This window comes from Microbacterium sp. NPDC064942 (genome assembly GCF_049545525.1).
Lineage (GTDB): Bacteria > Actinomycetota > Actinomycetes > Actinomycetales > Microbacteriaceae > Microbacterium > Microbacterium gawkjiense.
The window spans coordinates 74,080-88,013 of the sequence record NZ_JBMWDR010000007.1; the positions used below are offsets into that span (position 1 = coordinate 74,080).

Below are 13,934 nucleotides of genomic sequence, written 5' to 3' on the forward strand. Positions count from 1 at the left end.
TCACCGGACCAGCGTAACGGCCGCGCACGTCAGGCCGTCGCGACGGCGTGGGCCTGGCGCGCGATCTCGAGCTCCTCGTCGGTGGGCACGACGAGGACCGTCACGGGAGAGTCGTCGGTGGAGATGACGCGGATGCCGCGTTCGCCCGACGTGTTGCGCTCGGCATCCAGGTGGACACCGGCGAAGCCGAGGGTCTCGAGGGCGGCGGCGCGCACGACGGCGGAGTTCTCGCCCACGCCCGCCGTGAACGAGATGACGTCCACGCCGCCGAGCTGCGCGAGGTAGGCGCCGAGGTAGGCGCGGAGCCGGTGGATGTAGACGTCGAAGGCGAGCTGCGCGTCGGCATCCCCCTCACGTCGGCGGGTGTCGATGTCGCGCATGTCGGACGCGCCGGCGAGTCCCAGGAGGCCGCTGCGCTTGTTGAGGAAGGCGTCGAGCTCACCGGGGCCCATGTCCTCGCGCCGGGCGAGCACCCCGAGCACCGACGGGTCGATGTCGCCGGAGCGCGTGCCCATCACGAGCCCCTCGAGTGGTGTGAGCCCCATCGAGGTGTCGACCGACTCGCCGCCGCGGATGGCCGTCGCCGACGCCCCGTTGCCCAGGTGCAGCACGATCTGCGAGAGCTCAGCGAGCGGCCGCCCGAGGAAGGCCGCAGCCGCTTCGCTCACGAACTTGTGGCTCGTGCCGTGGAAGCCGTACTTGCGGATGCGGTGCTTCTGCGCCGTCTCGCGGTCGATCGCGTAGGTGTATGCCGCGGCCGGCATCGTCTGGTGGAAGGCCGTGTCGAACACCGCGACGTGGGGGACATCGGCGAAGGCGGCGCGCGCCGCGCGGATGCCCTGCAGCGCCCCCGGGTTGTGCAGCGGCGCGAGGGCCGACAGCTCGTCGATGTTGATCTCGACGAGGGGGGTGACGAGGGTCGGCTCGAAGAAGCGGGCGCCGCCCTGGACGACCCGGTGCCCGACGGCGACCGGGCGCGCGTTTTGGAGGGAGGGACCCTGGACCGCGAAGGCCTCGAGCATGACGGCGAACCCGGCGGTGTGGTCGGGGATCGCGCGCTCGATGCGCGAGGTGGCCTTCGTCGCCGTGACCGCGGTGCCCTCCCCGCCGAGGAAGACCGTGTGGGTCGCGATGCCCGACTCCTCGCCGATCCGCTCGACCAGGCCGGAGGCGAGGGGACGCTCGGTGGCGACGTCGACGAGCTGGTACTTGAACGAGGACGAGCCGCTGTTGATGACGAGGACGGGGGTCATGCGCGGGCCTCCGGGGACGCGGCATCCGCGTTCTGCGCCTGGATCGCGGTGATCGCGATCGTGTTGACGATGTCCTCGACGAGGGCACCGCGGGAGAGGTCGTTGATGGGTTTGTTCAGGCCCTGCAGGACCGGACCCATCGCCACCGCGCCGGCCGAGCGCTGCACGGCCTTGTAGGTGTTGTTGCCCGTGTTGAGGTCGGGGAAGACGAAGACGGTCGCCCGACCGGCGACATCCGACCCGGGCATCTTCGTCGCCGCGACGGCCGCGTCGGTCGCGGCGTCGTACTGGATCGGACCCTCGACGAGGAGCTCCGGAGCACGCTCGCGCACGAGCGCGGTCGCCTCCCGCACCTTCTCGACGTCGGCACCCGACCCGGACTCGCCGGTCGAGTACGAGAGCATGGCGACGCGCGGCGAGATGCCGAACTGCTCCGCCGTGGCCGCGGACGAGACGGCGATGTCGGCGAGCTGGGCCGCCGTCGGGTCGGGGATGACCGCGCAGTCGCCGTAGACGAGCACGCGGTCGGCGAGCGCCATGAGGAACACGCTCGAGACGACGTCGACGCCGGGTTTGGTCTTGATGATCTCGAACGCCGGACGAATGGTGTGCGCCGTCGTGTGCGCCGCGCCCGACACCATGCCGTCGGCGAGCCCGAGGTGCACCATGAGCGTGCCGAAGTAGGAGACGTCGGTGACCGTGTCGGCGGCTTGCCGGAACGTGACGCCCTTGTGCGCGCGGAGGCGCTCGTACTCGCGGGCGAACTTGTCGACGTGGACGGCGTCGAAGGGGCTCAGCACCTCGGCGGCGCGGATGTCGAGACCCAGCTCGAGGGCACGCGCGTGCACCTCGATGGGCTCGCCGAGGATCGTGATGTCGGCGATCCCGCGCGCGAGCGCAGTGGCGGCCGCGCGCAGGATGCGGTCGTCGCCGCCCTCGGGCAGCACGATGCGGCGACGCTCGCGCCGGGCGCGTTCGATCAGCCCGTACTGGAACATGAGGGGCGTGACCACCTGCGAGCTCGCGAGGCCGATGCGTCGGAGGAGGTCGCCGGTGTCGACGTGCTGCTCGAACAGCGCCAGGGCCGTGTCGTACCGGCGCTGCGAGTGCGCGGCCAGCCGGCCGCGGGCGCTCATGATGCCGCGCACGGTCTCGTACGTGCCCTGATCGGTCGCGAGGATCGGGAGGTTCGAGTCGAGGCCGTCGATGAGGCGCTCGACGTGCTCGGGGAGCTCGAACGGACCGTAGAGGACGATGCCCGACAGCGAGGGGAACGTCCCCGACGCGTTGGCCAGGAGCGCCGCGAGCAGCACCTCGGTGCGATCGGCCGCCACGGCGAGGATCGCGGCCTCCTCGAGCCGCGGAAGGACGTTGTTGAGCGACATGCCCGCGACGACGACGTGCAGCACCTCGCGGTCGAGCAGCGCCTCGTCGCCCTTCACGAGCGTCGCGCCGAGCGAACGGGCGACGTCGCCGACCGACGGGGCCACGAGGTACGCGTCCTCGGGGATCGCCCAGACCCCGATGTCGCCCGCTGCGGCGGGGACGGCGCGGACGGCTGCGACGATGTCGTCGAGGTGCGCCGGGTCGGCGCGGTTGACCACGACGGCGAAGATGCCGGCGCGCTCGTGCGTGATCTCGGACAGCGCGAGGGTCGCGAGGTTACCGACCTGGGCGGGTGTCAGCCCACCGGCATCCGTCTGCCGCTCACCGTCGGCGGCCTGCCCCGACAGCACCACGAGGACGGGCGCCCCCAGGTTGGCCGCGATGCGCGCGTTGTAGCCGAGCTCGGCGGGACTGCCGACATCGGTGTAGTCGCTGCCGACGATGACGACCGCGTCGCACTGGGCCTCGACCGCCTTGTACCGCTCGACGATGCGGCCGAGGGCCGCCTCGGGGTCGGCGCGGACCTCGTCGTAGGTGGCCCCGATGCACTCGTCGTAGCCTAGGTCGACGCCGTCGTGGTCGAGGAGCATCTCGAGCACGTAGTCGCGCTCCTCGGTCGAGCGCGCGATCGCGCGGAACACCCCGACGCGAGGCGACCGGCGGCTGAGGGTGTCGAGCACGCCGAGGGCGATCGTCGACTTGCCCGAGTGACCTTCGGCGGAGGTGATGTAGATGCTCTGAGCCACGCTCCCAGCCTAGGGTCGCGGCCGATGGACGGGCTGGGAGGCGCCGGGCAAAAGAAAGACTCTCCGCGAACCCGGCAGAGCCTGGTTACCCTTGCTACGTTTCCGTCCTGGGGGAGTTGGCCTGGATGCCGTCTCGCGGAGAGCTGCTGCAAGTCTACCCGACGTCGGGCGCCCGCCCGTGACGGGCGGGTTAGCATCGGGTCGGGTGCGCTGATGCGCCGACCGCGTGAGGGGGACGGATGACCGACGACCAGACGACGATGACGGCGCCGGGGGGCGCTTCCACGTCATGGGCAGCGACCGGAGTGGATGCCGCGGTGTTCGCCGAGACCACCGATGCCCTCATCGCCTCGGTGTCGCAGGTCATCGACGGCAAGCCGGACGCCGTCCGCGCCGCGCTCGTGTGCCTGCTCGCCGAGGGGCACCTCCTCATCGAGGACGTCCCGGGCGTCGGCAAGACGATGCTCGCCCGCGCGCTGGGCGCGTCGATCCGGGCGACGGTACGCCGCATCCAGTTCACTCCCGATCTGCTGCCGAGCGACGTCACCGGTGTGAGCGTCTACGACCAGTCCGAGGGCAGGTTCGAGTTCAAGCCGGGGGCGATCTTCGCCCACGTCGTCATCGCGGACGAGATCAACCGCTCGTCGCCCAAGACCCAGTCGGCCCTCCTCGAGGCCATGGAGGAGCGCCAGGTCACGGTCGACGGCACGAGCCGCGTCCTCCCCGACCCGTTCCTCGTCGTCGCGACGCAGAACCCGCTCGAGATGGAGGGCACCTACGCCCTTCCCGAGGCGCAGCGCGACCGCTTCATGATGCGCATCTCGATGGGATACCCGGATGCCGCGAACGAGGCGCTCATGCTCCGCCAGCGCGACAGCGGCAACCCGCTCGAGGCGATACGCCCCGTGATCTCGGCCGAACGCGTCGCCGCCCTCATCGCCTGGGCGCGCTCGGTGCACGTCTCCCCCGCCGTCGAGGAGTACGCCGTCGCGCTCTCGCGGGCGACGCGCGAGCACAGCGACCTGCGGCTGGGGGCGAGCCCGCGCGCGACGCTGCAGCTCGTCCGCGCCGCGAAGGTGTGGGCGGCGCTCGAGGGCCGTGAGTACGTGATCCCCGACGACCTCGTGACGCTGCTCGAACCCGTCTTCGCCCACCGCCTCATCGCCGCCCGCGGCGGTGCGATGGCGCGCGGCCGGGGCGGCGCCGACCTCGTGACGTCGGTGCTCGACTCGGTGGTGCGTTCGGTGCGCGTCCCCGTCGCCGCGCGCTGAGCGGTCCGACGACATGACGCGATGGCCCCTGACCCCTCGGGGCACAGGAACGGTCCTGGTCGGACTCGCTTCGTTCGTGTGCGCCCAGATCTTCTCCGTGCCGGCGCTCGTCTTCTTCGGCGTGCTGCTGCTGGCGGCGGTGGGCGTCTCGTTCGCGTCGCTCTGGCTGGGACACCGCGACGACGGCGTGCGCCGCTCGTTCGCGCCCGCCGTGGCGAGCGTCGGGGGCGACGTCGACGTCCGCACCCACGTCGAGGCGCGCACCGTCCTCCCGACGGGGGTGGGCATGTGGCAGGACCGACTGCCCCGCGGCGTCGACGGGGAACCGAGCGGCGTCTACCCCGCGCTGCGGTCGGGTCTCGTCTCGGGCGGGCACAGCGTCGACATCTCGTACCGGGTGCAGGCCCGGCGCCGGGGCGTGCGCCCCATCGGCCCCCTCGTCGTCGAGACGACCGATGCGTTCGGACTGAGCCGGCGGCGTCAGCAGCTCGGCGGCACCGTCCCTCTGACCATCGCGCCCGCCGTCGTTCCGCTCGAGGCCTTCGAGGAACTCCCGGGAGCCGCCGGGGGCACGATGCAGTCCGTCACCGACAAGCTCGGGCAGGGCGCCGACAACCTCATCCCGCGCGTGTACGCGCCCGGCGACTCGATGCGCCGCATCCACTGGCGCGCCAGCGCGCACCGCGGTGAGCTCATGGTGCGTCAGGAGGAGCGCGAGTCGAACCCGGAGGCCGTGATCGTCTTCGACCGGAGCGTGACGCGGTGGAGCGGCGACGCCCTGCGCTCCCCCGGCGAGGACGCGGGCTTCGAGGCGGCCGTCTCGATCGTGGTCTCGGCCGCGCACCGCTTCGTGCAGGAGGGGTACAGCGTGACGATCGTCGACGTGGACGGCTCGGAGATCGCCGAGCCGCTCGAGGGCGGCGACACGACGGCGCTCGAGGCGCTCACGACGGGCTTCGCCACGCTCACCGCGCGACGGGACGGGAACCTCCGCACCCTCTCGACGCTGTTCGCCGGGACGACCCTCGGCCCCGTGGTCGTCGCGACCGGCGAGATCGACGCGGAGGATGCCGCGGCCCTCCTTCCGATCGTCACCCACAGCAGCCTCCCGGTGCTGTTCGCGCTCGGCGGGTCCGCCGAGGCGATGCGGATCGCCCGCGACGGCGGCTGGCGCGTCCACCGGCTCGAACCCGAGGACGAGATCGACACCCTGTGGTCGGGCATGGCGGGGTTCCCCGAAGGCCGCGGTCATGTCGACTGACCGGATCGAGGCGGAACGGCCCCGCCACGACGGTCCGTCGACGATCGCCCTGCTCCTGGCGATCGTCGCGGCGCTCATCCCGCTCTTCTCGGTGATCGCCGGCGGTGCGTGGGCGGCGCTCGCCTTCGTGCTCTCGGCCCTCCTCCTCGGCGCCGGTTACCTCCTGCGGCGCCTCCGGCTCGTGGCCGGCGTCGTCACCCTCGCCCTCCTGGCGCTGTGGACGGCGATCATGACGGCGGTGTTCTTCTCCGACGTCGCGTGGCTGCTCGTCATCCCGTCCGGTGAGGCGTTCGCGCGGGTGCCGCGGCTGCTCGAGATCGCGAGCTCCGACATCGCCGTCGGCGTCGCGCCCCTCGAGGCCTCGGCGTCGCTGACGTTCCTCATCGTCGGCGCCGTCGGAGTGCTGACCATCGCGCTCGACCACGTCGTCCTGACGGCGCGGATGCCGCTCCTCGGCGGTATCGCACTGATCGCCGTCTGGCTCATCCCGACGATCGCCGTCCCCCGCGCGGTCGACCTGTGGGCGTTCGCGCTCCTCGCCCTCGCGCTCCTGTGGCTCATGCGCACCGAGACGCGCGCGCGGCACCGCGCGCTGCATCCCGCCGCGCCCCGGGGCGGTGTCGGCGGCGTGGCCGCCGTGATCGCGGCATCCGCTGTCGTCATCGCCGTCATCGTCGCGCCGGTCCTGCCGACGGCCGTCGCCCCCGCGGGCGGGTTCGGCGGCGGCACGAGGATCGACGCGAGCCTCAACCTCGGCGACGATCTGCGGCGCCCGGCCGAGGTCCCCGTCGTGCGCCAGTGGAGTGCGAGCGGCGGACCCTCGTACCTGCGGGTCGCCACCCTCACCGAGCTCGAGGGCGGGTCGTGGCGTCCCGACCGCGCCCGCACCGTGCCCGTCGAGGAGTGGGCACCCGAGGATTCCGCGGCGGAGGGAATCGAGATCGTCGAGTCCTCGCGGACCGTCGAGGTGCTCGACCTGTCCTCGGCGCAGCTGCCCGTCCCGGCCGATGCGGTGTCGTTCGAGGGCCTGAGCGGCACCTGGCGCATCGCGGCGGAGAACGGCACGGTCGTGTCCCCCTCCTCGGCGGCGCGCGGTCAGCGTTTCGACGTCGTGACCCGCAGCCCCGCGCCCACGATCGAGCAGGCCCGCGCGGCCCAGGCGCGCGGCGGCCCCGACGGCGCGCGGGGGCTCCCGGCCGAGACGCCCGACGACATCGGCGCCCTCGCCGCCGAGGTGACCGCCGACGCCGGCACCGACTACGACCGGCTCCTCGCGCTGCAGTCCTGGTTCCGCGGACCGGAGTTCGACTACTCGCTCGAGGCGCCTGTCGAGGACGGGTTCGACGGACCGGGTGTCGAGGCCGTCTCGCGGTTCCTGCAGGTGCGATCGGGCTACTGCGTGCACTTCGCCTCGGCGTTCGCCCTCATGGCACGGTCGCTCGACATGCCCTCGCGGGTCGTCGTGGGGTTCCTCCCGGGCCTCGCCACGGGCGACGTCGTCGACGACGAACGCGTCTACCAGGCGACGACCGCGCAGCTGCACGCCTGGCCGGAGGTCTTCTTCGAGGGCATCGGCTGGGTCGGGTTCGAGCCGACGAAGAGTCTCGGCACCGCGCAGCGGTTCGCCTCCGACGACGACGGCTCGAACGAGCCCGAACCCGAACCGACGGCGAGCTCGACGCCGCAGCCGACCTCGAGTGCGTCGGCGGCACCGCGGCCCGAGGACGACCCCACCGCCGGCACCACGCCCACCTCGACCGCCTCTATCACGCAAGCGCTCCCCGTCGTCGGCATCGTCGCGGCGATCCTCGTCGTGCTGGCCCTGCCGGCCCTCGTGAGCGCCACGGTCACCCGTCGCCGCGCCGCGCAGGCCCGGGGCGGCAGCGCGGTGGCGGCCTGGCGTCTCGTGCAGGACGCCGCGATCGATCTCGGCATCCCGGTGCCCGACTCCGAGTCGCCCCGCGCGTTCGGCTACCGCCTGCGTCGTCACCACGGCGCCCCCGCCGACGCCGTCGAGCGACTCGTCGACGCGGTCGAACGCGCCAGCTACGCCCCGCTGGGATCGTTCGGCGACGAGGGCGCGGCGATGGCGACGGATGCCGCCGCCGTCCGCGCCGGGCTGTACTCGGCCGTCGCGGCGCCGCGGCGTCGGATCGCGCGCCTCCTGCCGCGATCGCTGGTCATCCGCCCGGGGTCGACGTTCGCCGAGGAGACACCGGTGCGCCGCTGAGCCGCCCCGGCGGGAACGCCGAAGCCCCGCACCACTCGGGTGCGGGGCTTCGTTGTGGCGGAAGCGACAGGATTTGAACCTGCGAGACGAGTTACCCCGCCTACATGGATTCCAGCCATGCTCCTTCGGCCGCTCGGACACGCTTCCAACGGAAGAGCCTACCACGCGGGGGTCGTCCGGCCCGCGCGCGGGGCGCGGCATCCGTCGTCAGTTCAGGGCGCGGGTGCCCTCGGGGATCACCCCGTCGCGGTAGAGATCGGCCGCGACGTCCTGGAACGCGGTCAGCGCGACGCGCTGGGTCAGGGGGCCGTAAGAGATGCGGGCGACGCCGAGCTTCTCGTACTCGCCGGCGGTGAGGGCGCCGGGCAGCCCGATGACGCTGATCCGGCCGATGCCCTCCACGAGGCGGGAGGTGGTCTCGGCGTCGAGGACCCCCGGCACGAAGACGACATCGGCGCCGGCGTCCAGGTAGGCGCGTCCGCGCGCGATCGCGTCGGCGATCGACTCCTCGACGGGGCGGCCTCCGCCGCGGACGAACGCGTCGGTGCGGGCGTTCAGGGCGAAGGGCACACCCTCCGCCTCGGCGGCGGCGACGACGGCCGCGACGCGCGCGACCGACTCGTCGAACGGGCGCAGCCGGTCCTCCATGTTGGCGCCCACGATGCCCGCCCCGATGGCGCGGCGGGTGGTGTCGCCGGTGTCGTCGTAGCCGTCGTCGAGGTCGGCGGTGACGGGGATGTCGCCGGCGACGGCGACGATGCGGCCCACCATATCGAGGGTGGTCTCCAGCGGGATCGTGCCGTCGTCGTAGCCGAAGGATGCCGCGATCGAGTGCCCCGCCGTCGCGATCGCGCGGGTGTCCGGGAGGGCGAGGACGGCCTTGGCCGAGACGACGTCCCACACGTTGACGACACGGAGGATCTCGGGGGCGGCGTGGAGTTCGCGAAGGCGGCGAGCGCGGCCTTCGACGGAGAGGGTGGTCATGCCTCCACCGTGCCACGACGGCCCGGTGGAATGCACCACCGGGCCGCCGCGAGCGGAAGGACGGGCCGTCCACTCACCCCACGTCGCCTCGCCAGGCACCGGTCTCAGCGCCGCGGGATTCGATGAACTCTTTGAACTTCTGCAGATCCTTCTTGACCGCGTGGTCGTCGATGCCGATGGCGGCGCCGACGGTCTCGACGAAGCCCTCGGGCTTCCAGTCGAGCTGCACCGTGACGCGCGTCTCGGTGTCGCTCAGCCGGTGGAAGGTGACGACCCCGGCGTGATCCTCGTCGACGCTCTTCCACGCGACACGCTCGTCGGGATGCTGTTCGGTGATGTGCGCGGTGAACTCGCGCTCCACGCCGCCGATCTTCACCTTCCAGCGGTTCGTCGTGTCGTCGATCTGCGTGATCGATTCGACGTAGCTCAGGAAGTGCGGGAAGGACTCGAACTGGGTCCACTGGTTGTACGCGGTGGACACCGGCACACTGACATCGACGGTCTCGATGATGCTGGCCACGGTTTTCCTCTCGTCGTGATCGTGCCGCCCATCGTGCTCCCGATGCGTTCGTCCTCTCCAGGGGCTTGCACGAGCGACGGAGGAACGGATAGAAGCGGCGATAGGCTCGTCCGCGACTGCCGACCCGTCCCCCGCAAGGAGCCGCATCGTGCGCACCCCCGCCCTGCCCCTGCTCGCCGCGACCGCCGTGCTCGCTCTCGCGGGGTGCTCGGCCGCCGAGACCCCCGCCCCGAGCACGTCGCCGACCGCCTCGGCATCCGCATCTGCGGCACCGCCCGCCTCCGCGTCCCCCACCCCCGACGCGACGGCCGGCGCGCCCGTCGTCGAGACGCCCGTCGAGTGCGAGACGCTCGACCTCGCCTCCGGGACGGTCGCCGGGTCGGACCTCGGCCCCTGCCTGCAGGCGGTCCTCGTGCGCTACGACACCGGCACGCTCACCATCTCCGGCGACGAGCTCGCCGGAGAGATCTCGTACCACTACGACCCGATGTTCGAGTTCCGTGGCGACCTCGAGACCGGCGGCGGGCCGGTGGCCATCAGCTTCGTCGACGGCGACATGCTCATCGACGAGGGCGACGGGCCCGTCGTCGCCGATCCGGACTCCGCCGATCCCACCGAACAGGCAGCCGGAGCCGCGGCGGAGGCGTACCGCGTGTTCTCGGACCCGGGTTTCATCGGCGACCTCATCGGGGGCGGCGACACCTGGTCGGTCTCGGCCGCGCCCGAGCCGGTCGAGACGCCCGACGGGTCCGTCGAGGCCTACCGCCTGGAGAGCACGGCGGCGTACGACTGGTACGGCATCCCGATCGACGCCTACACGCTGTGGCTGACGGAGGACTTCCGCCCCGTCGCGGCGGAGTCGACCACCGGATTCCTCGGGCGGACGGCGACGCTGACGCAGCAGCTGTCGGGCCTCGGCGAGCCGGTCACGATCTCGCCGCTGAGCTGAGTCGGCGAACGCGTCGCGATCAGCGCCGCGCGAGGGCGGCGAGCGCGTCGCCCGTCATCCGCTGCGTCGTCCACTCGTCCATGGCCTCGGCGCCGATGGACCGGTAGAAGCCGACGGCGGGCGCGTTCCAGTCGAGCACCGTCCACTCCAGTCGCGGATAGCCACGCTCCAGTGCGACGGCGGCCAGGGAGGACAGCAGCGCCGTACCGTACCCGCGGCCCCGGTCCGCTTCATCGACGAAGAGGTCCTCGAGCCAGATGCCGTGGCGTCCGGTCCAGGTCGAGTAGGTGAGGAACCACACGGCGATCGCGCGGATCCCCCCGTCCCGCTCGACGACGTGGGCGAAGGCCTTCGGATCGTCGTCGAACAGGGTGGCGGTGAGATCGTCCGTCGTCGTGCGGACGGCATCCGGCTCGCGCTCGTACACGGCGAGCGCATGGATCGCGGTGAGGATGCCGGCCTCGTCGCCGGGCGCCGCAGCGCGCAGGACGGCGCCGTCGTCGAGCGTGCGGGAAGGAAGCGCGGAGGGAGATGCCATGCCTCGAATGTAGCGGCGGCGTCGGATCGCCGCCGTGAACGCGGCGCGCTACGCTCAAGCCACCGCACACCCGGAGCAAAGCAGGTTCACCCATGGCCAGACGCGGCGCCAATCAACCCAGCGTCGGTGGTTACAACGAGGCTGTCGTCCTGGACCAGATCCGCCGGTCCCGCGGACACAGCCGCGTCGAGCTCGCCGACGCCACCGGGCTGTCCGCACAGACCGTGTCCAACATCGTCCAGCGCCTGCTGGATGCGGGGATCGTCGAGGAGGCCGGCCGCACGAGCTCGGGGCGCGGCAAGCCGCGTACGACCCTGCGACTGGTCGGAAGCAGCCGCTACGCCGTCGGCGTCCACCTGGATCCGGGACTCATCACGGTGGTCGTCCTGTCGATCGACGGCGAGGTCGTCGCCCGCCACGCCCGCGCCACGCCGCGCGCACAGGACCCGGCCGACACGGTGGCCGTCCTCATCGAGGACATCCACGCCGTGCTGTCCGAGTCGGGGATCGACCGCAACCGGATCGTCGGCCTCGGGATCGCCGCGCCCGGACCGATCGACGCCGACCGCGGCATCGTCGTCGACCCGCCCAACCTGCTCGGCTGGGACCGCGTCCCCCTCCGCGACGCGATCGCCGAGGCCACCGGGCTGGCGGTCGTGCTCGACAAGGACGTGACGGCGGCGGCCGTCGCCGAGAAGTGGGTCGCCGCTCCCGGTGGGGCCCCGAACTTCGCGTTCCTGTACCTCGGCACCGGGCTCGGCGTGGGACTCGTCGTCGGCGACGAGGTCGTCCGCGGCGGGTCGGGCAACGCCGGCGAGATCGGGCACATCGTCGTCGACCCCGAGGGTCCGTCGTGCGCGTGCGGACTCCGCGGATGCATCGCGGTCACGTGCGCGCCGCTCCCCCTCGTCGAGGAGGCCGAGCGCCGCGGCGTGCTCGAGGCGGACCGCGAGTCCGACGACCCGACGCGGGTGGATGCCGCGCTCACCCGGCTCGTCCGCATGGCCGAGGACGGCGATGAGCGCGCCCGCGACCTGCTGCAGCGGTGCACGGTGCACGTCGCCCGCGCCCTCGCCGTCGTCTCCAACCTGCTCGACGTCGACCGCATCGTCATGGGCGGTCCGCTCTGGGACCGCGTCGGACCGACCTTCACCGAGGCGATCCCCCCGCTCCTCGACGAGATGCGCGTCGCACGCGGGGTCCATCGCCTCTCGATCGCGGGCACCGCACTCGGGTCGGATGTCGGGGCGATCGGCGCCGCGTGCCTCATCCTCGACGAGGCCCTGACGCCCCGGCCGACCTCGCTTCTGGTGCCGTCTGCGTGAGCCCGGCGCCCGACGCCGCAAGGCGTCTTGACTCCGCTATGTCCATCGGTTTGACTTACCGTGTCCCGCCGTCGCGCGTGGACGCCACGATCCGGAGCAAGGGGGCACCGTGAAAGCTCGCACCGTCGTCACATCCATCGCCGCAGCGACCGCTGCCGCCCTCCTCCTCGGCGGGTGCTCCGCTGAGGGAGGCGAAAGCAACGGTGACACCGTCACGGTCGTCTACGCGAAGACCGACTCGTTCGAGGTGCTCGACACCCTGATGAAGACGGCGAAGGAGGAGTTCGAGGCATCCCACGAGGGGATCACCGTCGACCTGCAGCCGATCACCGCCACGGACGACGACTACAAGACCCGGTTGCAGCTCTCGCTCGCCTCGCCCGACACCGCCCCCGACGTCTTCTACGAGGACACCTTCACCGTCCGCAGCGACGCCGAGGCCGGCTACCTCCTGAAGCTCGACGACAAGCTCGCAGACTGGGCCGATTGGGAGATGTTCGACGAGGCCGGCCGGAACGCCGGCAAGGGCGAGGACGGCGGGACCTACGCCCTGCCGCTCGGCACCGACACGCGGGTCATCTGGTACAACAAGGACGTCCTCGAGAAGGCCGGGATCGCCACGCCCTGGCAGCCCGAGAGCTGGGACGACATCCTCGCCACCGCCGCCGCGATCAAGGAGAGCCAGCCGGACGTCGTGCCGTTCAACATGTACGCGGGCACCGGGACCGGCGAGGGCACCGTGATGCAGAGTTTCTACGAGCTGCTCTACGGCACCGGCGAGGGCACCGGCCTGTACGACGACGACGCGGGCAAGTGGGTCGTCGGATCGCAGGGCTTCATCGACTCGCTGACGTTCCTGCAGACCCTCTACGACGAGGGCTACGCCGTGAGCGCCGATCAGGCCCTCGACCCGAACGTGTGGCAGGCCGTCTTCGGCGAGTGGTTCCCGAAGGGCACCCTCGGGGCGACCGTCGAGGGCTCGTACACCCCGTCGTTCTGGGCCGAGGGCGGTCAGTACCCGTGGCCCGAGTACACCGACACGATGGGGGTCGCCCTCTTCCCGACGCAGGACGGACAGGCGCCCGGCGGCGTCAGCATGTCGGGCGGGTGGACCCTCGCGGCATCGGCGCAGACGGACGTTCCCGACCTCGCCTTCGACTTCATGACGACGGTCCTCAACAAGGAGAACGCGCTCTGGTACGCGATCAACAATGCGCAGATCGCGGTGCGCTCCGACGTCGCCGAGGACCCGACGTATCTCGAGGCCAACCCGTTCGTCGGCGCTGTGACGGATGCCGTCTCGGTGACGCACTTCCGACCCGCGAACAGCGACTACCCCAAGATCTCGGTCGCGGCGCAGCAGGCCACGGAGGCGGTCATCACGGGACAGCAGTCGCCCGCCGAAGCAGCCGCCGCCTACGACGACGCCGTCCGCGAGATCGTCGGCGACGACGGGGTCATCACCGGATGA

Annotated in this window: 11 protein-coding genes, 1 tRNA gene and 1 other RNA gene; 6 read left to right on the plus strand and 7 right to left on the minus strand. The window is 72.1% G+C overall.

The window, feature by feature from the left end:
• Positions 1-29 precede the first annotated feature (29 nt).
• From ACPEH2_RS12175 to ffs, 3 genes are all read right to left on the minus strand, one after another.
• Positions 30-1,253 carry an acetate kinase gene (locus tag ACPEH2_RS12175; protein WP_423718817.1) on the minus strand — a complete coding sequence of 408 codons (1,224 nt, stop codon included), beginning with the start codon at positions 1,251-1,253 and terminating at the stop codon, positions 30-32.
• Entirely contained in the window at positions 1,250-3,385 is a 2,136-nt protein-coding gene (pta, locus tag ACPEH2_RS12180; protein WP_423718818.1) for a phosphate acetyltransferase, read from the minus strand. The genes ACPEH2_RS12175 and pta overlap by 4 nt, the downstream gene beginning before the upstream one ends.
• Before the next feature lie 51 nt (positions 3,386-3,436).
• An RNA gene (gene ffs, locus ACPEH2_RS12185) (signal recognition particle sRNA small type) lies at positions 3,437-3,533 on the minus strand.
• Positions 3,534-3,624: 91 nt separating this feature from the next.
• On the opposite strand from ffs, the gene ACPEH2_RS12190 reads away from it, so the two are divergent.
• The 3 genes from ACPEH2_RS12190 to ACPEH2_RS12200 all read left to right on the plus strand — a co-directional run bounded on the left by ACPEH2_RS12190 (position 3,625) and on the right by ACPEH2_RS12200 (position 8,147).
• Complete coding sequence (locus ACPEH2_RS12190; protein ID WP_366213894.1) at positions 3,625-4,656, plus strand: AAA family ATPase; 1,032 nt, start codon at positions 3,625-3,627, stop codon at positions 4,654-4,656.
• Between the two features lie 76 nt (positions 4,657-4,732).
• Entirely contained in the window at positions 4,733-5,917 is a 1,185-nt protein-coding gene (locus ACPEH2_RS12195; RefSeq protein ID WP_423718819.1) for a DUF58 domain-containing protein, read from the plus strand.
• Positions 5,907-8,147 (plus strand): transglutaminase TgpA family protein, encoded by a 2,241-nt coding sequence (locus ACPEH2_RS12200; protein ID WP_423718820.1) that lies wholly within the window; start codon positions 5,907-5,909, stop codon positions 8,145-8,147. The genes ACPEH2_RS12195 and ACPEH2_RS12200 overlap by 11 nt, the downstream gene beginning before the upstream one ends.
• Positions 8,148-8,202: 55 nt before the next feature.
• On the opposite strand, the gene ACPEH2_RS12205 is transcribed toward ACPEH2_RS12200, so the two are convergent.
• The 3 genes from ACPEH2_RS12205 to ACPEH2_RS12215 form a co-directional block, all read right to left on the minus strand.
• Positions 8,203-8,294 (minus strand) — tRNA-Ser (locus tag ACPEH2_RS12205).
• Between the two features lie 60 nt (positions 8,295-8,354).
• Positions 8,355-9,131, minus strand: a complete 777-nt coding sequence (locus tag ACPEH2_RS12210; RefSeq protein WP_423718821.1) for an isocitrate lyase/PEP mutase family protein — start codon at positions 9,129-9,131, stop codon at positions 8,355-8,357.
• Positions 9,132-9,204: 73 nt separating this feature from the next.
• Complete coding sequence (locus ACPEH2_RS12215; RefSeq protein WP_064003028.1) at positions 9,205-9,651, minus strand: SRPBCC family protein; 447 nt, start codon at positions 9,649-9,651, stop codon at positions 9,205-9,207.
• Positions 9,652-9,799: 148 nt separating this feature from the next.
• Here ACPEH2_RS12215 and ACPEH2_RS12220 point away from each other — a divergent pair, with 148 nt between their 5' ends.
• On the plus strand, positions 9,800-10,600 hold the full coding sequence (locus ACPEH2_RS12220) for a hypothetical protein (protein ID WP_423718822.1): 801 nt from the start codon (positions 9,800-9,802) through the stop codon (positions 10,598-10,600).
• Between the two features lie 19 nt (positions 10,601-10,619).
• Here ACPEH2_RS12220 and ACPEH2_RS12225 read toward each other — a convergent pair whose 3' ends face one another.
• Entirely contained in the window at positions 10,620-11,138 is a 519-nt protein-coding gene (locus ACPEH2_RS12225; RefSeq protein ID WP_423718823.1) for an N-acetyltransferase family protein, read from the minus strand.
• 92 nt (positions 11,139-11,230) lie between these two features.
• Between ACPEH2_RS12225 and ACPEH2_RS12230 the strand changes: the two genes are divergently transcribed.
• Both ACPEH2_RS12230 and ACPEH2_RS12235 read left to right on the plus strand, forming a co-directional pair.
• Entirely contained in the window at positions 11,231-12,463 is a 1,233-nt protein-coding gene (locus tag ACPEH2_RS12230; RefSeq protein ID WP_423718824.1) for an ROK family transcriptional regulator, read from the plus strand.
• Positions 12,464-12,572: 109 nt separating this feature from the next.
• The gene (locus tag ACPEH2_RS12235) at positions 12,573-13,934 is read left to right on the plus strand and encodes an extracellular solute-binding protein (RefSeq protein WP_217530850.1); all 1,362 of its coding nucleotides are present in this window, start codon (positions 12,573-12,575) and stop codon (positions 13,932-13,934) included.